Origin of the sequence: Mycobacterium sp. NPDC048908 (assembly GCF_043197955.1) — a bacterium.
Lineage (GTDB): Bacteria > Actinomycetota > Actinomycetes > Mycobacteriales > Mycobacteriaceae > Mycobacterium.
Genome location: NZ_JBICUE010000009.1, coordinates 18,041 through 40,684, shown reverse-complemented (window position 1 = coordinate 40,684; position 22,644 = coordinate 18,041). Strand labels below are relative to the sequence as shown.

Here is a 22,644-nt window from a genome sequence, read left to right as displayed (position 1 = left end):
GTTGACATGACCGCCATCACTTTTGACCCCCACACCTTGATCGAAGACAGCCGGCTCGGCGTGCTGGCCACCATCAAGGCCAACGGCTTGCCGCAACTGTCGCCGGTGACCCCGTTCTACGACCGCGGCGCGGGCATCATCTATGTGTCGATGACCGAGGGCCGCGCCAAAACGACCAACCTTCGGCGCGATCCACGAGCCGCGCTCGAGGTCACCAGTTCCGACGGTTGGTCGTGGGCGACGGCAGAGGGTGCGGTGACGTTGACCGGACCGGGCAGCGACCCGCACGGTCCCGAAGTGGAAGCGCTTGTCGACTACTACCGCGCGGCGGCAGGCGAACACCCCGATTGGGACGAGTACCGCGCGGCGATGGTGTCCGACCGCCGCGTGCTGATGGCGATGACGGTGGACCGGGTGTATGGCGAAAAGCTGCGCTAGCCGCCGGGATTGGCGGGCGGCGGGGTGCCAGGGTTGCGGGCGATGATCTGGCCCAGCTGACCAAGCGCGCCGATCAGGTCACCGGGGCCGCTCTGCGGGACCGGCTGGTCCGTCAGCTGCCAAGCCTGGCATTCGTTGGTGGTGAACGACGTGTCGGTGGGCTCGATCGCAACGATCTGCGCCTTCTTCGACAATGCGTTGTCGACGATGTCCGTTCCGCTGGTGCGCTTCCAGTAGCACGCGCCGTCACCGACCGGGCCGGCCGAGCTGTAGGTGCCCGGTTGGATGTCCTTGCCAACCGCGTAGGTGCCGTCGGCGTCGATGGTGGTCTTGGGTCCGGGTGGCGGCGGTGTCGGCGGTGGATCCGCGGAGGCGACCGCCGTCGATGCGCCACAGCCAACCAAGACGAGCGCTGCCGCGACAGCGGCGGTTCTTGTCGGCCTCATGCCCACAGAGTAGTCGTTAAGCCGTGCTAACGAAACCGCCCGCTACAGCCAAGCGCTGCAGCGGGCGGTCGTGGTGGGTCGAACTAGCCGGCCATGAACTCGCTGTAGGCCGACGCAAGCTCGGGCGGCAACACCGACACGTTGCACTGACGCTGGGTGTCACCGATCGGCGCCAGGATGCCCTTGAGGTCGTAGTACTCACCAAGGTTGGCGGTGAAGTAGTCCCGCAACGTGGCCGACGCCTGGTCGCGGGGCTGGCTGAAAGCCGCCCCGACGGCCTGGTTGGCGGCCGGATGGGTGTTCAGGTAGCCGCGGGCCGAGCCCAGCGTCGAGCTGACGGTGTTGGATACGCCTGCTGCCGAGCAGTCGGGCGCCGCCACGGCGTTGGGCGCGGCGATGGTTGCTACAGCTACGCCCCCGAGCAGGCAGCCGGCAGCGACACCGGCGACGCGCCGGCGTGCAGTGATACCACTGAATTTCATGATCAATTTCTTCCTTCGAATTGCGGTTTGTCGCTGATTCCCCCGGCCCCGAATACCAAGGTAACCGAATGGAAAAGCGCTCAAACTCCGCGCGCGGGGACGACGGCGGTGGCGCGAAAAGCGTTACCGCTCAACGGCGTGAGAAAGGCCTCAAAACGGCCCGAATTCGGTATGCACAACGAACGAATCGGCAATTAGATCTTGAAAACTCTCAGAATTTGCCGGGAGTTCTTAACTGATCGTGATTTGCATAGTGACCGAATTGTTATTCAAGGCGCGGTGGCGCGGTTGGTCGGCGGCGCGAACGGCAACCCGGACGTCATGATCGGACAACTTCGCTCAGTGGTGGTCGACTGCAAGGATCCGAGGGCTCTCGCGACGTTCTACGCCGGCCTCATCGGCGGGACCGTCGACGCTGCTGATGACACCTGGGTGGTACTCACCGACCACGGGGGCCACCGGTTGGCGTTCCAATATTCACCTGAGCACGAACCGCCCACGTTCCCGGATCCGCATGGTTCCCAGCAGTTCCACCTCGACGTCGTCGTCGACAGCATCGAGGTCGCCGAGCGTGCGGCGCTCGACCTCGGTGCGAGCCGAGTGACCGACGAGGTCGGCGAAACCCAGTTCAGGGTGTTCCGCGATCCGGCGGGACACACCTTCTGCCTGGTGTGGGGCGTCGACGACTAGATCTGCGCGCCCTTTCGGCGATCGCTCGCCGGTCGTATGGTCGAAGGTGAGCCCTGCTCAAGAGGGGGCAGAGATGTATATGAAGAAAACTGCGGCCGCGACTGCCATCGCGGTGTCACTCGGCGCGGTGGCAGTCGGCGCGGGGGTGGCCCAGGCTGATCCACACTGGGGCCCGAACATTCCATGGATCCCCGGGCCGGGAGACTGGGTACCGGATGTGAACGTGTGGCCGGGACCGGGCGACATGGCACAGTGGTGTCCCTGGCATTCCCCGCCCGGTCATTGGATCGGCGGCCCGCACGGCATCCCCTGCACTTAGCGTCGGCAGGCACCCGCGACGGCCATCGGTACGCTCGTGGCCGTGCGATTCGACCTGCTCACTCCCGGCATTGAAGTCGGTCTTGTGACGACGAACCTCGACGCGATGGTCGGCTTCTATGAAGGCTTTCTCGGGCTGGAGTGCCAAGGTGACGTCGAGTTCCCTGGCGGCTCACAGCGGCGCTACTCGCTGGGCAAGAACGTGATCAAGCTCGTGACGTACGACCCGCCGCCACCGGAACCGGCCGCGCCGGGCGGCGGCCGCGCCCAAGCCGGGGTCAGATACTTCACCATCGGGGTGCAAAACCTGCGCGCCGTCGCTGAGGCGTTCACTGCCTCCGACTACGAGATCGTCGAGCCTGTGACGGAGTTCGCGCCGGTGCCAGGTATGGGTTGGATGTTCGTCGCCGATCCGGACGGCAACTGGATCGAATTGTTCGGCACGCTGTGAGCTACCCGCCAACGCCGCAGGCCCCACCGACCTGCTACCGACATCCCGACCGCGTCACCTATGTCAGCTGCACGCGCTGCCACCGGCCCATCTGCCCGGAATGCATGCGAAGCGCGGCGGTCGGCCATCAGTGCGCGGAGTGTGTACACGAGGCCGCCAAGTCGGTACGTCAGCCGCAGACGGTGACGGGCGCACGCCAAGGTCACCGCGCCCCCGTCGTCACCTACACGCTGATCGCGCTCAACGTGCTGCTGTTCGTTCTGGAAGCGGCGACGCCCGGCCTCCAGCGCACGCTCGTGCTGTTCGCCCCCGCTGTCGCCGACGGCGACTACTACCGGCTGGTGACGTCGGCGTTCATGCACTATGGCATCGCGCACCTGCTGTTCAACATGTATGCGCTCTACGTGATCGGTGCCCCGCTCGAAAACTGGCTGGGCAGAGTGCGGTTCACCGCGTTGTACGCGCTGAGCGCGCTGGGCGGTTCGGTGCTGGTGTACCTGCTCTCCCCGCTCGGCGCGGCGACCGCCGGAGCGTCGGGTGCAGTGTTCGGGCTCTTCGGCGCGTACTTCGTGGTGAGCAAGCGGCTCAACCTCAACGTCGGTTGGGTGGTCGGGCTGATCGCGCTCAATCTCGCGTTCACGTTCGTGATTCCGGCGCTCGGCGGTCAGCAGATCAGTTGGCAGGGCCACATCGGCGGGCTGGTCACCGGAGCGGTCGTCGCGGCCGCGTACGCCTACGCCCCCCGCGAGCGGCGCACGCTGATCCAGGCGTCCGCGTCGGTCGCCCTGCTGGTCATCTTCATCGCGCTGATCGGGTGGCGGACAACGGATCTACTCACCCGATTCGGCGTCACCTGACGTTCGTCCACCGCTCAGCCGCCGGCCACCTCAGCATGTCAGCGTGGCAACATGAGCGTGAAGTCCGAGGCATCGCCTCGGCCCGTCGACACGTTCCATCGAATGTGCGAACGAGTCGTTGCCCGCCTTCCGCTCGGTTTGGATTCCGTTGTGGCCCCGACGTTTCTGGGCTTCGCGGTACTCAACAGCCTCACGTTCGCGGTCGACCTTGTGCTGTTGACCGTGCTGCATGGTGGACTCAACGCGCCGCTGGCCGTTGCGGTGACGGTGGCCTACGCATGTGCATTCGCGATGAGTTATGTCCTGAACCGCGTCTTCAACTTCCGATCACACGACCCGGTGGGGCCGCAATTCGCGGTCTACGTCGTGGTGGTGGCGGTGAACTACTTTGCGTTTGTGCTCGGCGCGTCCAGCGGACTGGTGGCACTCGGTGTCGAGTACCACGCCGCGCGGGTACTGGCAGGCGGCTGTGAAGCGGTTTACATGTACAGCGCGATGCGCTGGGTGGTGTTCCGGCGTCGACCGCCTAACGGGTCCGCGGCAGCCCGAATACGTCGAAAAGGCCTGGGTCGAGAAACACGGTGATGGCGGATATTCCGTCGCCGCCATGGGTCAGCACATGGATCGCATGCGCCCGCAGCACCGCGGCGGCGTCGCGGCGGTAATCCGCAACCGCGGGTTGCCCGTTGGCGGAGGTCGGCACCATCAGCACCGCGCCTGGCTGCCCGAACCCTCGCGCGGAGAGGAATCTCGTCACTGCATCTCGGCCCGTGAACCAGACTGCGAACGGCGGCATTTCGAGCTTGACGTCGTCCCGCAGTAACGCCGTCAGCGCGGCCATGTCACCGTTTTCGAACGCCGCGCAATAGCGTTCGACCAATGCGATCAACTCACGATCCTCGGGTTCGGCGAGGTCGTCTTCGCTCGGTGCCACCTCGGCCAGATGAGCCCTTGCCCGCTGCAGCGCGCTGTTCACCGCGGCCGGTGTGGTTTCAAGCAGCTCGGCCACTTCGGCGGCGCTGAACTGCACCACATCCCGCAGGATCAACACCGCGCGTTGTCGCGCGGGAAGCTCCTGCAACGCGGTGACAACGGCCAACCGGATGCTCTGTCGCGTCGCCGCCGCGACCTCGGGGGTGAAGGTGTCGGGGATCGGTTCCAGCCACGGGTACCCGGCCTTACTCGCATCGATGTCGATGTCCGGGTCGACCGAACCCGCGCCCAGTCCGGCGGGCAGCACCCGGCGGGCACGGTGTTGCAGCGCCCGCAGACACGCGGTGGTCGCGATGCGGTACAGCCATGTCCGCAGCGCCGCGCGCCCCTCGAAGGCTTCGTATCCCCGCCAGCCACGCAGATAGGTCTCCTGAACCAGATCCTCGGCGTCCTGCACCGAGCCCAGCATCCGGTAGCAGTGCGCGATCAACTCGGCGCGAAACGGCGCCGCCTGCTCGATGAATTCCTGCTGGGCCGGCACGGGTGTCCTCCTCTACGAAACATGCTTCCCCAATACAGATGCGAGCGACGGCCCCAATTCATCGGCGGGGCCGTCCGATGATTTCGACCGGTGCGGTGGCTCTGAGTTGGTATGAACCAACCCAACATCACCCTGGCCGGTTCGACAGCAATCGTCACCGGTGCCAGCAGAGGATTCGGCCGAGGCATCGCCGAGGCACTCACCGCCGCGGGAGCGCACGTCGTCGGGGTCGCCCGCAGCGGCGCGACGGTCAACGCCGACGTGGCCGACGCCGCGACCGCCCACCGGCTCATCGACCAATTGTCGCCCCACACGGTGGTGCTCTGCGCCGGTGCCGCACCGCAGATGAGCCCACTTCAGGAACAAACGTGGGAGTCCTTCAGCGAGAACTGGAATGTCGATGTGGCGCAGGCGTTCCACTGGCTCCGCGAAGCGCTGCTGCGGCCGTTGGCGCCCGGAAGCACGGTGATCGTGGTGTCCAGCGGTGCGGCGATCAATGGGTCGCCGCTCAGTGGCGGCTACGCGGGCGCGAAGGCCACGGTCCGGTTGATCACCGGGTACGCCGCGCTGGAGTCCGAGCGAGCAGGCCTCGGCATCAATTTCGTCTCGGTACTGCCGTCGTTGACGCCGGCCACCGAACTCGGCGCCAAGGCGGTCGCGGCGTACGCGGCGCGGCAGGGCATCGATGTCGAGCAGTTTGTGCAGTCGCTACAACCGGCGCTCACCGCCGAGCAGGTCGGCAAATCGATTCTGGAGATCGCCACCGCGGGGCCTCCTGAGCATCGCGCCTACACCCTCAGCCCGGCAGGGTTGGCGCCGGTGGGCTGAGTTCGGGCGAATGTGGGTATCCGTACGCATGGCCTTCAAACTCACATACATCGATGGACAAGAAGACACCTACGACGACGACACCAAGTGGGAAATCGATGACGGTGTCCTCAAGCTGGGCCGCGGTGACGGTGGCTGGTCGGTTCTGGTCTCCCCAGGGCACTGGGCCACGATCGAACTCGGCGCGACCGGGAAGAAGAAAGATAAGAAGGGCGACGATAAGGACGCCGACGAGAAGGACGAGGATAAGGGCGACGAGAAAGACGCCGACGAGAAGGACGACGACGACTCTTAGACCTCGATGCGCGACCCGATGACCACGGTCCGATCCAGCGGCAGGCTGAAATACGCGGCGGCATCGGCGGTTATGTAAGACGTCGCGATGAACAACCGTTTGCGCCACGGAGCCATGGTGGGTTCGTCGCCGCTCACCAATTCGAGCTTCGACAGGAAATACGACGCCGTGTCGACATCGATGTGACCTTCGGTGCGGGCCGGGTCGAGCAGGGTCAGCGCGTGCGGGATGTTCGGTCGTTCCATGTATCCGTAGGAGGCGCTGACGTGGATGATGCCGTCGCGCTTGTAGCCGAGTTCGTCGATCGTGATCCGCTCGTCGTCAAGCAGTCGGGGCACCGGCACCGTGTCGACCGACAGAATCACCACATGCCGATGCAGCACGCGGTTGTGCTCGACGTTGGCCCGCATCGCCAGCGGCGCTGTCTCGTTGCCGCGATTGAGGAACACGGCGGTGCCCGCCATTCGCACCAACGGCGGTTTGCAGTCGCGCAGGCTGTCGATGAATTCCCGCAGTGGCCCCTCGGCCTTCTCCCTTGCCCGCGTGACGATTTCGCGGCCCTGCTGCCACGTGGTCATCACGGTGAACGCGACTGCCGCGATGAGTAGTGGCAGCCAGGCGCCATGCACCAGCTTGGTCATGTTGGCCGCGAAGAACGTCAGATCCACCAGCAGCACGAAGCCGCCGACGCTGAGCACGAACCACAGCGGCCAACTCCACTTGGTGCGGGCGTAGTAGAAGAACAGCGCGGCCACGATGGTGATGGTGCCCGTCACCGCCATGCCGTAGGCGTAACCCAGTGCGGCCGAACTGCGGAACGCAAAAACGAGGATCAGCACCATCACCAGCAGCACGCCGTTGATCCACGGCACATAGATCTGGCCGATCGTCGATGCCGACGTGTGCTCGATGCGCAGCCGCGGCAGGTAGCCCAGCCGAGCCGCCTGCGACGCCACCGAGAAGGCGCCCGTGATCACCGCCTGCGACGCGATGACCGTCGCCGCCGTCGCCAGCAGCACCATCGGAACTAGGGCCCACTTTGGAGTGAGCAGAAAAAACGGCGCGCTGACCTTCGACTGGTCGGCGAGCACCAGCGCGCCCTGGCCGAAGTAGCTCAGCGTGCAGGCCGGCAACACGAGGCCCAGCCAGCCGAATGTGATGGCCTTGCGGCCGAAGTGACCCATGTCGGCGTACAGCGCCTCGGCACCGGTGACCGACAATACGATCGCCGCGAGCGAGAAGAACGCAATGTGGAAGTGGCTCAACAAGAATGTGGCCGCGTAGGCCGGCGACAACGCCTTGAGGATCTCCGGGTTGTCGATGATTCCGTTGGCACCGCACGCGCCGATCGCGACGAACCATGCGATCATCACCGGTCCGAAGAACCGGCCGACCACCGCGGTGCCGTGTCGCTGAACGGCGAACAGCCCGACGATGATCACCGCGGTGATGGGCACGACGAAATCCTTGAAGTCTGGCTCGATGACCTTGAGCCCCTCGACGGCGGAGAGTACCGAGATGGCCGGTGTGATCATGCTGTCGCCGAAGAACAGTGAGGCACCGAACAGCCCGAGTGCAGCCAGCACCATCGCGGTTCGGCGCCCCCGCTGGCCCGACCATCTGCGCAGCAGCGTGATCAGCGCCATGATGCCGCCCTCGCCGTTGTTGTCGGCGCGCATCACCAGCGTGATGTAGGTCAGCGTGACGATGATCATCACCGACCAGAAGATGGTCGACACGACGCCGTACACGTTGGCGGTGGAGATCGGCACGGGGTGTGGGTCACCGGGATTGAACACGGTCTGGAGGGTGTAGATGGGGCTGGTGCCGATGTCGCCGAACACCACGCCCAACGCGCCGATCACGATCGTGGGGCGAAGACCTCGACGACTGTCCACGGGTCACATCGTTGCATCCTCGGCTGTCGGGCAGGATGAATCGTGCCTGTTGTGATCGTCGTCGCGGCATTGCTGGTGCTGCCCGCCGCCGCCGGGATGCTGGGCACCTTCCTCTACCGCGTGCCCTACCTGGGCTTGGCCACCGCGTTCGTGCCGTGGTACCTGCCATGGCTGATGCTGGCCGGTGCGGTCGGTGGTGTGCTCGCGGGGATCCACTGGCGGATGCGGCGTGGTCGCATCGGAGCCGCGATCGCTGTGGTCGCAGCGATGACCGTCGCGGGTGCGGTGGTCATCGATGCCAGGATGATCGCGGCGGTACAGCGTGCCGGCGCCGACATCAATGTGATCGACACGTTCGGCGTCGGAGTGCCCGAATACGCCGCACCCGACGAAGAGGCGACATACGGGATGTATCAGGGCCTGCCGATTCCGCTGAGCATCTACCGGCCGCGCCAATCCCCTACGCCTGCACCGATTCTCGTCTACGTTCACGGAGGCGGCTGGGTCGCAGGTGATCTAGCGTCCCGCAGCACCGCGCTGCGCTGGCTGGCAGAGCGGGGTTGGCTGGTGATCAGCGTCGGCTACACCCTGTCCGCCGCAGACCGGCATCTGTGGGACGTGACCCAGCAGCAGATCGGCTGTGCCTTGGGCTGGATCGTCGCCAATGCGGCCAAGTACGGCGGCGATCCGGCGCGGCTGTCGATGTCGGGCCACTCCGCGGGCGGAAATCTCGCGATCAACACCAGCTATCTTGCCGCGTCGGGTCGACTGCGGTCGTCATGTGGCGGCACGATGCCGAAGGTCGCGGCGGTGTCGGCGATGTATCCCGTCGTCGATGCTGCCGGTCTGTACGACAACCCCGATGCGGCACTGGGTGGCATCGCACGCGGCATGGTGGGCGCCTACGCCGGCGGCTCACCGCAACAGTTTCCTGACCGGTACGCCCGCATCTCCTCCGACAGCCACCTCACGGCGGCAGCGCCGCCGACGCTTGTCATCCTCGGCGAGGCCGACCATCTGGTGCCTATCGACGGCACCTACCGGTTCGTCGATCGGGCCAGGGGCGCCGGCGTCGAGGTCGAACTGGTCACCGTGCCGTACGCCGACCATGTTTTCGACGGCCGCCGCGGCAGCATCGGCGAGCAGGCGTACCGGCAGATCACCGCGCGATGGCTGCGCGACCACGGCCAGGCGCCGTGAGCCGTCAAATCGGGCGTTGCGCCAGGATCGCGCGCAGCGTCGACAGCACACGTTGATCCTTCGGCCGATTCGCCGCCTGCTTGGATCGGATCACATCCGCCAGGGACGCGATCTGCACTGTGACGCCGTACAACTCGGCTCGGGTGGCGTCGCGCCGTAGATCCTCATAGCCCGCGGTGCCCGCGGGCTCGAAGGTGAGGTCCAGATCCCCGGCCGCGGTGGTCAGGTTGACCGTCTTGCAGGTCGCCAACCATTCGGCGTCGCACCGGAAGGGCACCCCGGCCGGCTCGGAATCGGTGCGGATGCGCGCATCGAGCGCGGTGAGCGCCGCGGCGAGGTGCTGCAGGTTGCGCCGGTCCGCCTGCGGTGTGATGTCAGCGTCCTCGGTGGGAAACGGCGACCCGTGATACACCGCGGCGAGGCCGCCGATCAACACGTAGGTGACTTTGTACCGGTGCAGCGTGTCGAGCAGCCGCGCGAGGTCAAGTTCCATGCTTGCGCAGCCCGCTCAACTGCCTGGCGAGCCGGGCGTGCCTGTCGATGCGTTCCTGCCCGGTCAGGCCGGCCAGCCGCGTCGCCTGCGCCATATCGCTGTCATCGTGCGGCATCAGCATCAACTCGAGGTCGAACCCGCACAGCCGGACGAGGCGGATGACGTCGTCGAGGCTGACCGAGGTGCGGCCGGACTCCCAGCGGGCGATTCCGGACTGCGATGTGCCCGCCACCTCCGCCAGTTCCGCCTGCGTCAGCCCGGCCCTTCTGCGAGCTTCGCGAATCAGATTGCCACCCATCGCGCCCACGCCCCGAGTATAACAGTTCTGTTATCATACCTGGATGGCCGACGCACTCGACGAGCTTTACGAGGCCAAGCCCGATGAGTTCACCGCGCTGCGCACGAAGCTGGCCGCAGCGGCGAAGAAGCGCGGGGACACCGACGCGGCCACGGCCATATCCGCGGCACGCAAACCGACGACGGCGGCATGGGTCGTCAACCGACTGGCGATCCGCGAGCACGACACCAGGACACGTCTGGCGAATCTGGGCGAACGCCTGAAAGACGCCCATTCGGCAATGGCTGGCGACCGCATCCGCGAGTTGTCCCGTGAACAGCGCCGCCTCGTCGACGACGTGGCGCGGGCCGCCTTCGAGGAGGCTGAACTCGCGAACCCCACCGCCGCGCTACGCGAGGACGTGACCGGAACCCTGCAGGCCGCGATCGCCGACCCCGACGTGGCCGGCCGCCTCGGCAGGTTGACCAAGGCTGAGCAGTGGTCCGGATTTGGCGAATTCGGCGACACCGCAATCGTTTTCACGCCGACACGCAAACCGGCCAGTGAGAAGGTCGCGGCCCCGCCGAAGCGCGAGGACAAGCGCGACGACAGGGAACGCCAGAAGGCACGGGCCGCATTGGCCGCTGCCGAGCGCGCGAAGGCCGACGCGGACGCGGCGCTGGCCGAACTGCAGTCCGATCTCGCCACCGCGAGGCTGCGCCGTGACGATGCGCGCAGGCGACTCAAGGATGCTGAGGACGGGTTGGCCGGCGCCGAAGACGCCTACGACAAGGGCAAGCAGGCCAGCCGCGATGCGGCGGCCGCGGTCAAAAAAGCCAAGGCGCAGCTGAACTCTAAGTGACCGCGCGGCAACTGATTTCCATGCTGTCACCCTCGCGGACCGGAAAGTTCACGCTGACATAGCCGTTGCCGGGGTCGCGGACATGGTCCAGGTAGGGCTTGGTGTCGTCCATCGAGGTGTTGTCCGCGACGATCAGTGCACCAGCCGACAACTTGGGCTCGAGCAGCTTGGCCACCGGGAGATACAGCTCCTTCCAGCCGTCGAGCAGGACGAACTCGACCGGGCCGTCGATGCCGACCAAGGTCTGCAGCGCATCGCCTTCGAGCACGGTGATCAGGTCGTCGAGACCCGTTGCGACGAACGTCTCCTTGGCGGTCGCGACCTTTGTGGCGCTGAGCTCCGTCGTGACGAGGCGGCCACTGCCGTTGTCGCGCACCGCGGAGGCCAGGTGGATGGCCGATATTCCCAGCGACATGCCGAACTCGACGACGGTGCTCGGCCGCGACGCGCGCACCAGCGCGTACAGCAGTCGGCCGGCTTCGGGCGTCACGGGCAGGTAGAAGTCGCTGAAGGCGTCGGCGCGTTCCTGTGGGCTTGCGTCGGCAAGCCGCTCGAAGTCACCGGACCGTTCCCTCAGCTGGGCGAACTGTTCGGTGGACTCGGCGTACATCCGATCTAGGGCGGACGCCACCCGGGCGTCCTGCAGCGTGCTGGTCACCGGGCCAAAGATAGCCTCCGAAACGTGCGCCGCGGGGGTCTACCTGAAGGCAGGATGGGACCAAGCCAAGCTGATTGGTGAGCCGATGGCAGTTATGGAGAAGTCGACGGCGCGAGTGGTCGCGGTCCTCACGCTGTTGTTCGTCACCGCGTGGGCGTTGCGCGGCTATCTGCCAGGCGATGAACCGGCGACCGACCGCCAGCGGCCGCCGGGCAGTCCTGCCGCATTGATCGTCGATGTCGCCCTGCTGTGCGTGTCGGTCGGGATCATCGGATTCGCGATCGTGGCGCGCCTGCGCGCCGGCGAGGCACGGCGTCCGGGCCCGGCAGCGCTGCCGCTCAGCCGCGGCACCATGGGCCGACCGACGTGGCGGTTCTCACTGATCGCACTGGCCGTGATCATCGCGTGGCTTCTGCTGGTGATGACGCTGACGCAACTGAGTCCTGGCGAGCACGCGGACCAAGCGCCGGCCGGTACGCCCACGGCCGCCGATCCGGGCATTCCGGCGCCGACACCCAACCCCCCACTCCCGCAGCCTGATTCACCCGACAGCGGGGGGCCCGGCGTCATCGGATACCTCGTTCCGCCGATGGTGATCCTGATGGTGTTGATCGTCGTCGGGACCGTCATCGTGTCCCGCCGCCAGCGCCACCCCACGGCGTCATGGGGTGCTGCCGAGACCGTGCCCGACGGCGCTGCGTCGCCCGGCGCGGCCGAATCACTGGCGCGCGCAGCAGAAGTCGGGCTCGCCGAGATCGGTGACCTCAGCCGTGAACCACGTGAGGCGATCATCGCGTGTTACGCCGCGATGGAGCGTGAACTCACCCACGTGCCCGGCGCCGCTCCTCTCGACTGCGATACCCCGTCGGAGGTGCTGGCTCGCGCGGTCGGGCGCCATGCCCTCAACGCTGACAGCGCGACCCGACTGGTCGAGTTGTTCGAGGAGGCGCGGTTCTCCCCACACGTGATGAACGAGAGCCACCGGGACGACGCGGTCGACGCGCTGAGACTCGTCCTCGCCGACCTGCGGAGCATGGCGTGAAAAAACTCGTCGTCGCCGCGCTTTTCATCGTTGTCTCGGTAGAGGTGATGGCGGTCGCGGTGCTGGACCGCGATTGGGTGTTGGCCGTCGTCGGCGTCATCGTGGCGGTGGTGCTTCTGGCGTTGCGCGTCTCCCTCGTCCGCGAGTCGAGTTACGACGACTGCGCGGTGACCAACGACGCCGCCGAGTCGTTGCGCCGCTGGCTGTCCAGGACCGAAACCTTGGTGAGCAGGTCGGAAACCACACGCAGAGATTGGGATCGGCATCTGCGCCCGATGTTGGCGCGGCAGTTCGAATTGGCCACCGGGCAACGACAGACCAGAAATCGCAATGCGTTTCGCGCCACCGGCACCATGCTGTTCGGCGCGGAGTTGTGGGCGTGGGTAGACCCGCAAAATGTATCGCACACCGGCGACAGCGAACCCGGCCCCGGCCGTGCCGCGCTCGACGAGATCCTGCGACGGTTGGAGCAAGTATGACGGCGAACATGGGACTGCCTGCGGCCGCCACCACCGCGCACTGCGAGGCGGTGCTCGACGAGATCGGCCAGGTGGTCGTCGGCAAGCGTGGCGCGCTCGCCCTCATCCTCACCACAGTGCTCGCGGGCGGACATGTACTGATCGAGGATCTGCCCGGCCTCGGCAAGACCCTGATCGCCAGGTCCTTTGCGGCGGCGCTGGGGCTGGAGTTCACCCGTGTGCAGTTCACCCCTGACCTACTGCCTGCCGACCTTCTCGGCTCCACGGTCTACGACATGCAGTCGGGCCGTTTCGAATTCCGCAGGGGACCCATTTTCACCAACCTCCTTCTCGCCGACGAGATCAACCGCACGCCGCCGAAGACGCAGGCCGCACTGCTGGAGGCGATGGCCGAGGGCCAGGTCAGCATCGATGGCGTCACTCACCGACTTCCCGCTCCGTTCATCGTGTTGGCCACCGACAACCCGATCGAGTACGAGGGCACCTATCCGCTGCCCGAGGCGCAACTCGACCGCTTCGCGATCCGCCTCGAATTGCGGTATCTGACCGAGCAGGAGGAGGCCTCGATGCTGCGGCGGCGCCTTGACCGTGGCTCCGCACAACCGAGCGTGCAACAGGTGGTCGACGCGCACGACCTTCTCGCCATGCGCGAGTCGGTGGAACAAGTGACGGTGCACGACGACGTGTTGCGCTACGTGGTGTCGCTGGCGACCGCGACGCGCCAGCACCCGCAGGTGGCCGTCGGCGCCAGCCCGCGCGCAGAACTCGACCTGATGCAGTTGTCCCGCGCGAGGGCGCTGTTGTTGGGAAGGGACTACGTGATACCCGAGGACGTCAAATCGCTGGCCGTCCCGGCCATGGCGCACCGGATCAGCCTGCGCCCGGAGATGTGGGTGCGCCGTGTGCACGGCTCCGACGTGGTCGAGGAACTGCTGCGCCGGTTGCCGGTGCCAAGGGCGAAGGCCTGACCAAGTGATCGAAACCCGCGCCACCGAAGTCGAGTTGCGCTGGCGGCCATCGGCTTTGACCCGTTCGCTGGTGACATGTGCGACGGCGGCGCTGGCGGTGGCGGTGATAGGCGGCTACTGGCAACTGGTCGCGTTCGCGGCGCCGCTGGTCGGTGTGCTCGTGTCGATCGGTTGGCAACGCGGGGTGCCGACGGTGCATGTGCATGCGGATCCGTCGGCACAGCGGTGCTTCGAGGCCGAGGAGACGCAACTACAAATATGGGCCACCGGCAAGAGCAGTGAAGGCGGTGAAGGCATTGAAAGCACGGGCTTCACCATCGATCTGCGTCTCGAGTCGCCCGACGGCATGCGGCTGGAGAGCATCGACTCGGGGCAGCGTCAGATTGTGATCGCCGCGGCCGACAGGTGGGGCCGCTATCCGATCATCGCGCGTGTGAATGTCGTTGCCCGCGGCGGTCTTCTGCTCGGTACCGGCCGTGTCGACGCCGCGCATGTGTTCGTGTTCCCGCTGGCCTCGCCGCAGGCGACCGCGATTCCGCGTACCGAATTGCTCGACCGTCTCGGCACCCACCTGACCCGGCACATCGGGCCGGGTGTCGAATACGCCGACGTTCGGCGGTACGTGCCGGGTGACCAGCTGCGCACCGTCAACTGGCCGGTGAGCGCTCGGCGGGGAAGCCTGCACGTGACGCAGCGACTGACCGACCGCGCCGCCGACGTCGTGGTGATGATCGACGGCTACCCCCAACCGCCGGGGCCGGCCACCACCGCGACCGACCGCATCGCGCGTGGCGCCGTCCAGGTGGTGCAGAGCGCGTTGCGCGGCGGTGACCGTGCAGGCCTCGTCGTGCTCGGCGACCGACACCCGCGCTGGTTGGGCGCCGACATCGGGCGCAGGCAGTTCTATCGCATTCTGGATGCCATGCTGACCGCGGGTGACGGATTCGAGGACACGCCGGGCACACTCGCGCCTCTGGCAGCGGTCCCTCCAGGCGCGATCGTCGTCGCGTTCTCCACCCTGCTGGACACCGAATTCGCCCTCGCGCTGATCGATTTGCGCAAGCGCGGCCACACCGTGGTGGCGGTCGACGTGTTGGAGGGCGCGCCGTTCGAGGACGACCGCGATGCGTTGGTGGGCAGGATGTGGTCGCTGCAGCGGTCGTTCATGTACCGCGATATGCGAACCATAGGCGTCGATGTGGTGGCGTGGCACGGCGACAGCGCCCTGGACCAGGCGATGCAGTTGGTGCCCGACCGCCGCCGGTCGGTGCGCAGGGGCGCGGTGCTGAGGTGACCGCCACCCGCGCCGTCCCGACGGCGTTTGCCACCCGCGCCGTCCCGACGGCGTTAGGCTTCCTGATGGTGGCGTCGGCCGCGATGCAGGCCGACAGACCGGCCTTGTTCGCGGCGACCGCGGCGGCGGCCGCGGTGTTGATCGGCAGCGTGTTTCGCCCCGCCGCCGTCGTCGCCGTGCTGGCTACCGTCGCGGTCACCGTGCTCGCCGACGCACCCCCACTGCTGGCCGCCACGTCAGGGTTGTGCGCGGCGGCATATCTGCTGCTTCGGCACACCGCTACGGTCGGCACACCGAGTGTCCTTGGTGCCCTAGGCTTTACCGCGGCGGGGTTGGCGGCCGCGTCGCTCCCGTTCCAGTTGCCGTGGGTCCCGTTGCTGGCACCACTGGCGGTGTTGGCGGTATTCGTCTTGATGACCCGGCCGTACTGGACGACCTGAGCCGATTATCTTGACAGGGAGGTGACCTACGCTTCCGTGAGCGAAATGCTAAGCGGGGCGCTTACTTTCGGGGAGGCCGCCGTGCCACAAGGTGTTCGCAAGGCCGTGACCGGTGCGTCGATCGGCAACGCCGTCGAGTGGTTCGACTTCGCCATCTACGGGTTGCTGGCCACGTTCATCGCCGCCAACTTCTTCCCGTCGGGAAACGAAACAGCGGCGCTGCTGAACACCTTCGCGATCTTTGCGGCGGCATTCTTCATGCGGCCCCTCGGCGGATTCGTGTTCGGACCACTCGGTGACCGGGTCGGCAGACAACGGGTGCTTGCCGTCGTCATCCTGCTGATGTCCATCGCCACACTGGGCATCGGGCTGCTACCGACGTACGCCACCATCGGCGTCGCCGCGCCGCTGCTGCTGTTGTTACTGCGTTGTCTGCAGGGCTTCTCGGCAGGCGGTGAATACGGCGGCGGCGCGGTGTATCTGGCCGAGTTCGCGTCAGACAGACGTCGCGGCCTGACGGTCACGTTCGTGGTGTGGTCAGGTGTGCTCGGATTCCTGGTCGGCTCGGTGACCGTGACATTGCTGCAGGCGCTGCTGCCCGCCGCCGCGATGGAGAGCTACGGCTGGCGCATCCCCTTCCTGCTCGCCGGGCCGCTTGGGCTCGTCGGGCTGTACGTCCGGCTGCGGCTGGCCGACACCCCCCAGTTCGCCGAACTCAGCAGGGCGGACCAGGTCGCGAAGTCACCGCTGAAAGAGGCGGTCGGCACGGGACGGCGGCCGATCCTGCAGGTGATCGGGCTGATGATCATCTTCAACGTCGGCTACTACGTGGTGTTCGCGTTCCTGCCGACCTACTTCATCAAGACGCTGCACTTCTCCAAGATCAGCGCGTTCGCCTCGATCACGCTGGCCAGCCTGGTGGCGCTGATCCTCATCCTTCCGCTGGCCGCGCTGTCGGACCGGATCGGTCGACGGCCCATCTTGCTCGCGGGCTCGGCGGCGTTCGCCCTGCTCGGCTATCCGCTGTTCCTGCTGCTCGACTCCGGATCGCTGGGGGCGGCGATGGTTGCGCACTGCGGGCTGGCCGCGATCGAGGCGGTGTACGCGTCGGTGGCGGTCGCCGCGGGGGTCGAGCTGTTCGCCACCCGGATCCGCTACAGCGGCTTCTCCATCGGGTACAACATCTGCGTCGCCGCGTTCGGCGGCACGACACCGTATGTGGTCACCTGGCTGACCGCTGAGACGGGGAACGACGCCGCGCCCGCGTTCTACGTCGTGGTGGCCGCGGTCGTATCGCTGGTGGCGATCCTGACCATCAGGGAGACCGCAAACCGACCGCTTTCACACCGCATATCGGACCAAACGTTCCAATCGGCGGGGTTACAGTGAGTGGGTGCCGCAGACCGATCCCGCGACGCGGCCCAAGCTGACATCTCGCGGCGCGGCCACCCGCAACCGGATCGTCCTTGCGGCCGCCGAGTTGATGCATGTGCAGGGCGTCGCGGCCACCACGATCGATGACGTGCTGGCGGCCAGCGCGACCAGTAAATCTCAGTTCTACCAACACTTCGACGACAAATCGGAATTGGTGTACGAGGTCATCATGATGCGCGCCGACGAGATTTTGTCGTGGCAGCGGCTTCGGTTGGAGAAGGTCGATTCGTTTCGCGGGCTGTACAACTGGCGTGACGCGATGGTGCAACGGTGTGCGCTGCGGCGAGGGCTATGGGGTTGCGAACTCGGTTCTCTCGCCGCCGAATTGTCCGACACCGATGACAAGGCACGGGCGTCGCTGGCCGAGCACTTCACAGAGTGGCGCGGGCTGCTGGGAGCGGCGTTGGCGCGGATGCGCGACAACGGTGTGCTCGTCGCGGATATCGACGTGAAATCCCTTGCCACAGGACTACTCGCGGCCGTGGAGGGCGGTTACCTGCTGTCGCAGACCGGGCGGGATCCCCGACTCATGCAGGCGGCGCTGAACATGGCCATCGGCCATGTCGCGTCCTACGCGACCGCCGGGACAGCACTGCGCTGACGGTACCGGCGGCCGCGAATTGGACTAGGCGTTCCTATCCGGTGTTCTCTTTGTTGCCGGGAATAGCCGTCGGCGCGGACGGTGCCTTGACCGGAGGCGTGAACAGGTTGCCGCCGGTGGGGTTGATCGACTTCTCCGTCGGTGCGGGCGCGGGGGCCGGCGTCGTTGCGCTGGTGGTCGTCGTGGTGGTTGGCGTGGTGGTCTCGGGTGCCTTCTCGCCCTCGCCACAGGCAGTCAGTGCGCCCATCCCGATGGTGGCGCCCATGGCCGCGGTGGCGGCGAGGCGACGAGCCGTACGGCCAGACATCATGCTGTGTCCTATCTGTATAGAGAATTGAACTATATCGTCCAAAAAAGGGGCTAGTCAACGCGTAAATCGCCAGCTGGCCAGACCCGGTGGTCCAACCCGCCATCTGGTGTCAAGGGCGACGTGGAATTGGCAGCAAGTTGCCTATTTCTTACCAGCGTCCTGCCAGCCCGCAACTCTAACGTCCTGTGCACCAGACACTCAGTGTCCCGGAAGCACAACCACAGGTACATCACACGGAGGGCGAACATGAAGAAGGTCGGCGTCTACGGGTTCGCCGCTGTCAGTGCGACAGCAGTGTCGATGGCGTTCTTCGGGTCGGGCGTCGCCGTCGCCGACGACTACAGCGGCCAGACGTACGCCGACGCGTCGAAGGCGATCAGCGATGCGGGCAAGAAGGCCGTGATCGCGAGCAGGGCCGGAGACACGCTCGCCGATGACGATTGCATCGTCAGCCACTCGCAGTCCGCCCCATGGCTCAAGGGCGACGACTTCTCTCCCGTGACCGACACGGTGCTGGTGTACCTGAATTGCAATGCCACCGTGGCGACCGCGAAGGACCCCGGCAATTCGGCGGCCAGCCCGGAGGGCAGGGCCGCCATCGCCAAGGCGCAGGAGGACCAGGCCAAGGCCGCCGCAGGAGGCTGACCCGCGGTATTGGATGCCCAGTAGTCTTAGGCCAGGCATCCACGAAGGGGAGGCGTATGAAGCTTCAGGTGTTGCCCTACGTCACCGTCGAGATCGACGACCGGCTACGCCGTCGGGTACGCGGTGCGGGAGAACGGTTACGCGTCAACGTCAGGGCCTACCTGCTCAGCGCAGCCGACGATGTGGACGCGGCGGGCGAACGGGTACGCGACCTTTGCGACCGCGCCGTGAACCGGGTGGACTCGGTGGTCGAGCGGGTCAACGACCGGCTTGCCCCCGACGAACCGCGGGAGCCCCATCTGCATCTGGTCGGCGGGCGCGAAGCCAGCTAGGGGGTTCGGGCGCCCGTCCTACCGCCGACGAAGAAGGATCCTGCGAGCACCACGAGGCCGACGATCGCGACCGGAATCGTCCACGCGCGCCTCCCCGAGACGGCCGACTCGCATTGAGCGGTGTAATTGGTGTGCGGGACGACCTGGTTGATGATCGGCAGGTTCGCCGGGTTCTGGTTGTCGGCTTGCTGTGCTGCCGAGGAGTCCTGAGCCAGCGCGTTGCCGCACCCGATGCTGCCGTTGTCGGGGCCGGGCACCGATACCGGCATCAGCAGGCCGATCACACCGACGACAAGCACAACCGCACCCACCAGCAAAATCAACCGTCGCACGTTCATGTGCGGTTCTATGCCCGGGCCAGGCATGTTCGAAACCATGTCGAGATCGCCTCGCGCTCGAGGCGCCTGGACGAATATGTTGTTCTTGTCTGGTGTGGTGGCCGTGGCCCGAAAGGAGCTCGACGCTTTGGTAGGCCATGGTCTGACGGTGGTGTGCGCCGTACTTGCCGCTGTTTTCTTGGCGATCGGCATCGTGGTGCGTCAGCGCGCCACGATGGATGTGCCCCAGGAACACGGTGTGAGCTCGGTGATGTTCTTGACCCTGCTGCGTCGTCCGCTGTGGTGGGCGGGCACAGGCGCAGCCGTCGCCGGCTACGTCTTCCAGGCGCTGGCCCTCGCAAAGGGCTCCCTGCTGCTGGTGCAGCCGATCCTGGTTTCCGCGCTGCTGTTCGCGTTGCCGCTCAGCGCACGGCTGGCCCGCAGGCGCGTCACGCGCGGCGAATGGGCATGGGCGGTGGTGTTGACCCTCGCCCTTGCGGTGTTCGTGGTCTTGGCCAAGGCCAGGCCCGGTGACTACGAGGCATCGCTGCCGTTGTCGGCGTTGGTCGCGGTGATCTGCATGGCGGCGGTATGCGCGTGCGTCATCGTCGCCACCCGCACGTTGGGATGGAAACGCGCGGTGCTGCTGGCGTTGGCGGTCGGCGTGCTGTTCGGCGTCGTCGCGGTGCTGACCAAGCTGCTGATGCATGTGCTGATCCACGAAGGCGTACGTCCGCTGCTGCTCACCCCGGTGCCGTACCTGCTGGTGCTGATCGCGGTATTCGCTACGTTCTTGCAGCAATCTGCGTTCCACGCCGGTTCATTGCAGACCTCGGTGCCGACGATGCTGGTGCTGGAGCCCCTGATCGCCGTCCTACTGGGAGCGGTGGTGCTTGGTGAGAACCTCGACGTCAGCCATCTCGATGCCGCGCTGATCACGATCAGCACCATCGCGATGGTGGCGGCCACCATCGCGCTCGGTCGTGACGAGGGCGCCTACGAAGAGCAACTCGAGGCGGCAGTGGCGCGCCGGGGCGGCTAGTGCCGCTCGGGTTCGGTTGGCTCCGGTTCTGTTTCGGTGATCCTGACGGGGCGCAGTAGCGCCCAGCCGATGAACACGGCGGAAACGCCGATCAGCACCAGACCCACCCACCAGTTGGCATCTGTGCCCACGTACAGGTCGACGGGATTGTCGGTGGCGCTGCTGTGGTGGTCGCCGAGCAACCCTGGCGCGAAGCCGGCAATGGTCAGCACGATGCCGTAGATGCCGAGCAGCGAGCCGATGATGTTGCGAACGTCGAATAGGTGTCGCATGTTGGCATTCCCCGATCAGTGGAAGACGATGTTGAGCACGATGACCATGGCCAGTGAGACGGCCGCGAGCGGAACGGGCTTGTAGTACCAGGCTTTTCCGGCGCTCTCGGGGTCGGAGAAGACGTCCTTCGACGTCTCGGAGTACACCAGCCCCACCAACTCGCTTGCCGGCTTCGGAGTCGTGACCATGGTGACGGCCACGCTGACGGCGATGTCGACGACGAAGGCCACCGACGCGGCGACGAACGGCACACCTTGGCCGGGCAGGCTGAGCACGCCGACCTTGGAGAGAATGAAAACGACGATGGCGGAAAGGGTTCCAGAGACCAGACCCGTCCAGCCCGCGGTCGAGGTCATCCGCTTCCAGAACATGCCGAGAATGAAGGTCGCGAACAGCGGGGCGTTGAAGAAGCCGAACAGTGTCTGCAGGTAGTCCATCAGGTTGGAGTAGCCCGCGGCGATCAACGCCGTGAAGATGGCGAGGATGGTCGCCGCGATGGTCGCGATCCTGCCGACCATGATGTAGTAGCTGTCCGGCCGGTCCTTGACGACGTAGTCCTGCCAGATGTCGTAACTGAACACGGTGTTGAACGCCGAGATGTTGGCAGCCATACCGGCCATGAACGAGGCGAGCAGACCCGCGATCGCGACACCGAGAAGGCCGTTGGGCAGGATGTCGCGGATCATCAGCAGCATCGCGTCGTTGTAGGTGATGTCGCCCTCGCCAGTGGTTTTCAGCCGGATCATGTCGCCGATCGAGGCCGCGGCGATCATGCCGGGCACGATGATCACAAACGGGATGAACATCTTCGGGAACGAACCGATGATCGGTGAACGCCGCGCCGCCGAAATGGAATCCGACGCCATCGCCCGCTGCACCTCGACGAAGTTGGTGGTCCAGTAGCCGAACGACAGCACGAAACCGAGACCGAAGACGATGCCGATCACCGACCACACCGGACTGGAGAAGCCGGACAACGCCGTACCGGGCCAGGTAGTCAGCTGCTCGTGTGTGGTAGCGGTCACCTTGCCCTCGGTGACGGTAGCAATGACCTTGTCTTTCAAGCCGTTCCAGCCGCCGACCTTGACCAAGCCGAAGATCGTCAACGGCACCAGTGCCGCGACGATCACGAAGAACTGCAGCACCTCGTTGTAGATCGCTGCGGACAGGCCGCCGAGCGTGATGTAGCTGAGCACCACCAGCGCCGCGACGATCAGCGACACCCACCGCGGCCAACCGAGCAGCGCGTTGATCACGGTCGCCAGCAGGAACAGGTTGACACCGGCGATCAGCACCTGCGCGGTGGCGAAGCTGATCGCGTTGACGAGGTGTGCGCCAGGGCCGAAGCGGCGCCGCATGAACTCCGGCACGCTGCGCACCTTCGAGCCGTAGTAGAACGGCATCATCACCACGCCGAGGAACAGCATGGCAGGGATGGCGCCGATCCAGTAGTAGTGCATGGTCGACAATCCGACCTGGGCGCCGTTGGCCGACATGCCCATGATCTCCACGGCTCCGAGGTTCGCCGAGATGAAGGCCAAGCCGGTCACCCAGGCGGGCAACCGCCTGCCGGATAGGAAGAAGTCCAGGCTCGTCGAGATCTGGCTGCGGGCGATGAACCCGATGCCCAGCACGAAGACGAAGTAGATGGCGACGAGCATGTAGTCGAGCCAGCCGAGGTTGAGGCGCAGCACGTTGTCGGTCATCTCCGGTAATCAACTCCTTTTGGCGACACAGTCGGAGCGAGCACATGTTCGGTCACAAACAACCAGAAACTAACAGCACCGCCGCAGCGAACCA

31 protein-coding genes are annotated in these 22,644 nt (G+C 66.1%); 20 read left to right on the top strand and 11 right to left on the bottom strand.

Translation table 11 applies throughout. The annotated features are described in order from the left end of the window. Positions 1-6 precede the first annotated feature (6 nt). The gene (locus ACGFK1_RS22315; RefSeq protein ID WP_393434262.1) at positions 7-438 is read left to right on the top strand and encodes a PPOX class F420-dependent oxidoreductase; all 432 of its coding nucleotides are present in this window, start codon (positions 7-9) and stop codon (positions 436-438) included. Here ACGFK1_RS22315 and ACGFK1_RS22310 read toward each other — a convergent pair. Then, a complete protein-coding gene (locus ACGFK1_RS22310; RefSeq protein ID WP_393434259.1) occupies positions 435-884 on the bottom strand; it encodes a hypothetical protein in 450 nt (149 codons plus the stop codon). The two genes, ACGFK1_RS22315 and ACGFK1_RS22310, sit on opposite strands and share 4 nt — an antisense overlap. A gap of 83 nt (positions 885-967) precedes the next feature. After that, on the bottom strand, positions 968-1,366 hold the full coding sequence (locus ACGFK1_RS22305) for a heme-binding protein (protein WP_393434256.1): 399 nt from the start codon (positions 1,364-1,366) through the stop codon (positions 968-970). Between the two features lie 279 nt (positions 1,367-1,645). On the opposite strand from ACGFK1_RS22305, the gene ACGFK1_RS22300 reads away from it, so the two are divergent. The 5 genes from ACGFK1_RS22300 to ACGFK1_RS22280 all read left to right on the top strand — a co-directional run bounded on the left by ACGFK1_RS22300 (position 1,646) and on the right by ACGFK1_RS22280 (position 4,267). Further along, a complete protein-coding gene (locus ACGFK1_RS22300; RefSeq protein WP_393434253.1) occupies positions 1,646-2,056 on the top strand; it encodes a VOC family protein in 411 nt (136 codons plus the stop codon). 79 nt (positions 2,057-2,135) lie between these two features. Next, positions 2,136-2,375: a hypothetical protein gene (locus ACGFK1_RS22295; protein WP_393434250.1), complete on the top strand. Its 240-nt coding sequence runs from the start codon at positions 2,136-2,138 to the stop codon at positions 2,373-2,375. Between the two features lie 36 nt (positions 2,376-2,411). Beyond that, positions 2,412-2,825 (top strand): VOC family protein, encoded by a 414-nt coding sequence (locus tag ACGFK1_RS22290; RefSeq protein ID WP_393434247.1) that lies wholly within the window; start codon positions 2,412-2,414, stop codon positions 2,823-2,825. Next, positions 2,822-3,682 carry a rhomboid family intramembrane serine protease gene (locus tag ACGFK1_RS22285; protein ID WP_393434244.1) on the top strand — a complete coding sequence of 287 codons (861 nt, stop codon included), beginning with the start codon at positions 2,822-2,824 and terminating at the stop codon, positions 3,680-3,682. Before ACGFK1_RS22290 ends, ACGFK1_RS22285 begins: the two co-directional genes overlap by 4 nt. 51 nt (positions 3,683-3,733) lie before the next feature. Then, entirely contained in the window at positions 3,734-4,267 is a 534-nt protein-coding gene (locus tag ACGFK1_RS22280; RefSeq protein ID WP_393434241.1) for a GtrA family protein, read from the top strand. Here the strand turns inward: ACGFK1_RS22280 and ACGFK1_RS22275 are convergent. Further along, positions 4,209-5,156 carry a sigma-70 family RNA polymerase sigma factor gene (locus ACGFK1_RS22275; RefSeq protein ID WP_393434238.1) on the bottom strand — a complete coding sequence of 316 codons (948 nt, stop codon included), beginning with the start codon at positions 5,154-5,156 and terminating at the stop codon, positions 4,209-4,211. The genes ACGFK1_RS22280 and ACGFK1_RS22275 overlap by 59 nt on opposite strands. A 111-nt stretch (positions 5,157-5,267) precedes the next feature. Between ACGFK1_RS22275 and ACGFK1_RS22270 the strand changes: the two genes are divergently transcribed. Beyond that, complete coding sequence (locus tag ACGFK1_RS22270; RefSeq protein ID WP_393434235.1) at positions 5,268-5,984, top strand: SDR family NAD(P)-dependent oxidoreductase; 717 nt, start codon at positions 5,268-5,270, stop codon at positions 5,982-5,984. Between the two features lie 28 nt (positions 5,985-6,012). After that, the gene (locus tag ACGFK1_RS22265; protein ID WP_393434232.1) at positions 6,013-6,279 is read left to right on the top strand and encodes a hypothetical protein; all 267 of its coding nucleotides are present in this window, start codon (positions 6,013-6,015) and stop codon (positions 6,277-6,279) included. Here ACGFK1_RS22265 and ACGFK1_RS22260 read toward each other — a convergent pair. Further along, positions 6,276-8,177, bottom strand: coding sequence for a potassium transporter Kup (locus tag ACGFK1_RS22260; protein ID WP_393434229.1), 1,902 nt, complete (start codon positions 8,175-8,177; stop codon positions 6,276-6,278). The two genes, ACGFK1_RS22265 and ACGFK1_RS22260, sit on opposite strands and share 4 nt — an antisense overlap. Positions 8,178-8,219: 42 nt before the next feature. On the opposite strand from ACGFK1_RS22260, the gene ACGFK1_RS22255 reads away from it, so the two are divergent. Continuing rightward, the gene (locus ACGFK1_RS22255) at positions 8,220-9,377 is read left to right on the top strand and encodes an alpha/beta hydrolase (RefSeq protein ID WP_393434226.1); all 1,158 of its coding nucleotides are present in this window, start codon (positions 8,220-8,222) and stop codon (positions 9,375-9,377) included. Positions 9,378-9,381: 4 nt separating this feature from the next. Here ACGFK1_RS22255 and ACGFK1_RS22250 read toward each other — a convergent pair whose 3' ends face one another. Beyond that, on the bottom strand, positions 9,382-9,870 hold the full coding sequence (locus ACGFK1_RS22250) for a hypothetical protein (protein WP_393434223.1): 489 nt from the start codon (positions 9,868-9,870) through the stop codon (positions 9,382-9,384). Then, a complete protein-coding gene (locus ACGFK1_RS22245) occupies positions 9,860-10,168 on the bottom strand; it encodes a helix-turn-helix transcriptional regulator (protein WP_393434723.1) in 309 nt (102 codons plus the stop codon). Before ACGFK1_RS22245 ends, ACGFK1_RS22250 begins: the two co-directional genes overlap by 11 nt. A gap of 43 nt (positions 10,169-10,211) precedes the next feature. On the opposite strand from ACGFK1_RS22245, the gene ACGFK1_RS22240 reads away from it, so the two are divergent. Beyond that, positions 10,212-11,009 carry a hypothetical protein gene (locus ACGFK1_RS22240; RefSeq protein ID WP_393434220.1) on the top strand — a complete coding sequence of 266 codons (798 nt, stop codon included), beginning with the start codon at positions 10,212-10,214 and terminating at the stop codon, positions 11,007-11,009. Here the strand turns inward: ACGFK1_RS22240 and ACGFK1_RS22235 are convergent. Next, positions 11,002-11,667 (bottom strand): class I SAM-dependent methyltransferase, encoded by a 666-nt coding sequence (locus tag ACGFK1_RS22235; RefSeq protein ID WP_393434216.1) that lies wholly within the window; start codon positions 11,665-11,667, stop codon positions 11,002-11,004. The genes ACGFK1_RS22240 and ACGFK1_RS22235 overlap by 8 nt on opposite strands. A gap of 85 nt (positions 11,668-11,752) precedes the next feature. Between ACGFK1_RS22235 and ACGFK1_RS22230 the strand changes: the two genes are divergently transcribed. The 7 genes from ACGFK1_RS22230 to ACGFK1_RS22200 all read left to right on the top strand — a co-directional run bounded on the left by ACGFK1_RS22230 (position 11,753) and on the right by ACGFK1_RS22200 (position 17,925). Further along, a complete protein-coding gene (locus tag ACGFK1_RS22230) occupies positions 11,753-12,709 on the top strand; it encodes a DUF4129 domain-containing protein (RefSeq protein ID WP_393434213.1) in 957 nt (318 codons plus the stop codon). Then, positions 12,706-13,188 (top strand): hypothetical protein, encoded by a 483-nt coding sequence (locus tag ACGFK1_RS22225; protein ID WP_393434210.1) that lies wholly within the window; start codon positions 12,706-12,708, stop codon positions 13,186-13,188. The genes ACGFK1_RS22230 and ACGFK1_RS22225 overlap by 4 nt, the downstream gene beginning before the upstream one ends. Positions 13,189-13,196: 8 nt before the next feature. After that, the gene (locus ACGFK1_RS22220; RefSeq protein WP_393434720.1) at positions 13,197-14,156 is read left to right on the top strand and encodes an AAA family ATPase; all 960 of its coding nucleotides are present in this window, start codon (positions 13,197-13,199) and stop codon (positions 14,154-14,156) included. Positions 14,157-14,160: 4 nt separating this feature from the next. After that, positions 14,161-15,450 (top strand): DUF58 domain-containing protein, encoded by a 1,290-nt coding sequence (locus tag ACGFK1_RS22215; RefSeq protein WP_393434207.1) that lies wholly within the window; start codon positions 14,161-14,163, stop codon positions 15,448-15,450. Then, positions 15,447-15,890 (top strand): hypothetical protein, encoded by a 444-nt coding sequence (locus ACGFK1_RS22210; protein WP_393434204.1) that lies wholly within the window; start codon positions 15,447-15,449, stop codon positions 15,888-15,890. The genes ACGFK1_RS22215 and ACGFK1_RS22210 overlap by 4 nt, the downstream gene beginning before the upstream one ends. Positions 15,891-15,971: 81 nt before the next feature. Further along, complete coding sequence (locus ACGFK1_RS22205; RefSeq protein ID WP_393434202.1) at positions 15,972-17,279, top strand: MFS transporter; 1,308 nt, start codon at positions 15,972-15,974, stop codon at positions 17,277-17,279. A 4-nt stretch (positions 17,280-17,283) separates the two neighbouring features. Next, complete coding sequence (locus ACGFK1_RS22200) at positions 17,284-17,925, top strand: TetR/AcrR family transcriptional regulator (RefSeq protein ID WP_393434199.1); 642 nt, start codon at positions 17,284-17,286, stop codon at positions 17,923-17,925. A 34-nt stretch (positions 17,926-17,959) separates the two neighbouring features. On the opposite strand, the gene ACGFK1_RS22195 is transcribed toward ACGFK1_RS22200, so the two are convergent. Further along, entirely contained in the window at positions 17,960-18,235 is a 276-nt protein-coding gene (locus ACGFK1_RS22195) for a hypothetical protein (protein ID WP_393434196.1), read from the bottom strand. Positions 18,236-18,481: 246 nt separating this feature from the next. On the opposite strand from ACGFK1_RS22195, the gene ACGFK1_RS22190 reads away from it, so the two are divergent. Together ACGFK1_RS22190 and ACGFK1_RS22185 are read left to right on the top strand one after the other, a co-directional pair. Then, positions 18,482-18,880, top strand: a complete 399-nt coding sequence (locus tag ACGFK1_RS22190) for a hypothetical protein (RefSeq protein ID WP_393434194.1) — start codon at positions 18,482-18,484, stop codon at positions 18,878-18,880. Between the two features lie 56 nt (positions 18,881-18,936). Then, complete coding sequence (locus ACGFK1_RS22185) at positions 18,937-19,212, top strand: hypothetical protein (protein WP_393434191.1); 276 nt, start codon at positions 18,937-18,939, stop codon at positions 19,210-19,212. On the opposite strand, the gene ACGFK1_RS22180 is transcribed toward ACGFK1_RS22185, so the two are convergent. Beyond that, positions 19,209-19,550 carry an aminopeptidase gene (locus ACGFK1_RS22180; protein ID WP_393434717.1) on the bottom strand — a complete coding sequence of 114 codons (342 nt, stop codon included), beginning with the start codon at positions 19,548-19,550 and terminating at the stop codon, positions 19,209-19,211. The two genes, ACGFK1_RS22185 and ACGFK1_RS22180, sit on opposite strands and share 4 nt — an antisense overlap. Positions 19,551-19,677: 127 nt before the next feature. Between ACGFK1_RS22180 and ACGFK1_RS22175 the strand changes: the two genes are divergently transcribed. Beyond that, positions 19,678-20,571 (top strand): DMT family transporter, encoded by an 894-nt coding sequence (locus ACGFK1_RS22175; RefSeq protein ID WP_393434714.1) that lies wholly within the window; start codon positions 19,678-19,680, stop codon positions 20,569-20,571. Here ACGFK1_RS22175 and ACGFK1_RS22170 read toward each other — a convergent pair. Further along, the gene (locus ACGFK1_RS22170; protein ID WP_393434188.1) at positions 20,568-20,843 is read right to left on the bottom strand and encodes a hypothetical protein; all 276 of its coding nucleotides are present in this window, start codon (positions 20,841-20,843) and stop codon (positions 20,568-20,570) included. The two genes, ACGFK1_RS22175 and ACGFK1_RS22170, sit on opposite strands and share 4 nt — an antisense overlap. Before the next feature lie 15 nt (positions 20,844-20,858). Next, complete coding sequence (locus ACGFK1_RS22165) at positions 20,859-22,550, bottom strand: sodium:solute symporter family protein (RefSeq protein ID WP_393434185.1); 1,692 nt, start codon at positions 22,548-22,550, stop codon at positions 20,859-20,861. Positions 22,551-22,644 lie beyond the last annotated feature (94 nt).

Excerpts from the sequence above, each read along its gene's own strand:
- ACGFK1_RS22315 (WP_393434262.1), top strand. The coding sequence starts at position 7 with ATGACCGCCATCACTTTTGACCCCCACACCTTGATCGAAGACAGCCGG.
- ACGFK1_RS22310 (WP_393434259.1), bottom strand. The coding sequence starts at position 884 with ATGAGGCCGACAAGAACCGCCGCTGTCGCGGCAGCGCTCGTCTTGGTT.
- ACGFK1_RS22305 (WP_393434256.1), bottom strand. The coding sequence starts at position 1,366 with ATGAAATTCAGTGGTATCACTGCACGCCGGCGCGTCGCCGGTGTCGCT.
- ACGFK1_RS22295 (WP_393434250.1), top strand. The coding sequence starts at position 2,136 with ATGAAGAAAACTGCGGCCGCGACTGCCATCGCGGTGTCACTCGGCGCG.
- ACGFK1_RS22280 (WP_393434241.1), top strand. The coding sequence starts at position 3,734 with ATGAGCGTGAAGTCCGAGGCATCGCCTCGGCCCGTCGACACGTTCCAT.
- ACGFK1_RS22270 (WP_393434235.1), top strand. The coding sequence starts at position 5,268 with ATGAACCAACCCAACATCACCCTGGCCGGTTCGACAGCAATCGTCACC.
- ACGFK1_RS22265 (WP_393434232.1), top strand. The coding sequence starts at position 6,013 with ATGGCCTTCAAACTCACATACATCGATGGACAAGAAGACACCTACGAC.
- ACGFK1_RS22250 (WP_393434223.1), bottom strand. The coding sequence starts at position 9,870 with ATGGAACTTGACCTCGCGCGGCTGCTCGACACGCTGCACCGGTACAAA.
- ACGFK1_RS22245 (WP_393434723.1), bottom strand. The coding sequence starts at position 10,168 with ATGGGTGGCAATCTGATTCGCGAAGCTCGCAGAAGGGCCGGGCTGACG.
- ACGFK1_RS22240 (WP_393434220.1), top strand. The coding sequence starts at position 10,212 with ATGGCCGACGCACTCGACGAGCTTTACGAGGCCAAGCCCGATGAGTTC.
- ACGFK1_RS22230 (WP_393434213.1), top strand. The coding sequence starts at position 11,753 with ATGGCAGTTATGGAGAAGTCGACGGCGCGAGTGGTCGCGGTCCTCACG.
- ACGFK1_RS22220 (WP_393434720.1), top strand. The coding sequence starts at position 13,197 with ATGGGACTGCCTGCGGCCGCCACCACCGCGCACTGCGAGGCGGTGCTC.
- ACGFK1_RS22195 (WP_393434196.1), bottom strand. The coding sequence starts at position 18,235 with ATGATGTCTGGCCGTACGGCTCGTCGCCTCGCCGCCACCGCGGCCATG.
- ACGFK1_RS22190 (WP_393434194.1), top strand. The coding sequence starts at position 18,482 with ATGAAGAAGGTCGGCGTCTACGGGTTCGCCGCTGTCAGTGCGACAGCA.
- ACGFK1_RS22185 (WP_393434191.1), top strand. The coding sequence starts at position 18,937 with ATGAAGCTTCAGGTGTTGCCCTACGTCACCGTCGAGATCGACGACCGG.
- ACGFK1_RS22180 (WP_393434717.1), bottom strand. The coding sequence starts at position 19,550 with ATGAACGTGCGACGGTTGATTTTGCTGGTGGGTGCGGTTGTGCTTGTC.
- ACGFK1_RS22170 (WP_393434188.1), bottom strand. The coding sequence starts at position 20,843 with ATGCGACACCTATTCGACGTTCGCAACATCATCGGCTCGCTGCTCGGC.
- ACGFK1_RS22165 (WP_393434185.1), bottom strand. The coding sequence starts at position 22,550 with ATGACCGACAACGTGCTGCGCCTCAACCTCGGCTGGCTCGACTACATG.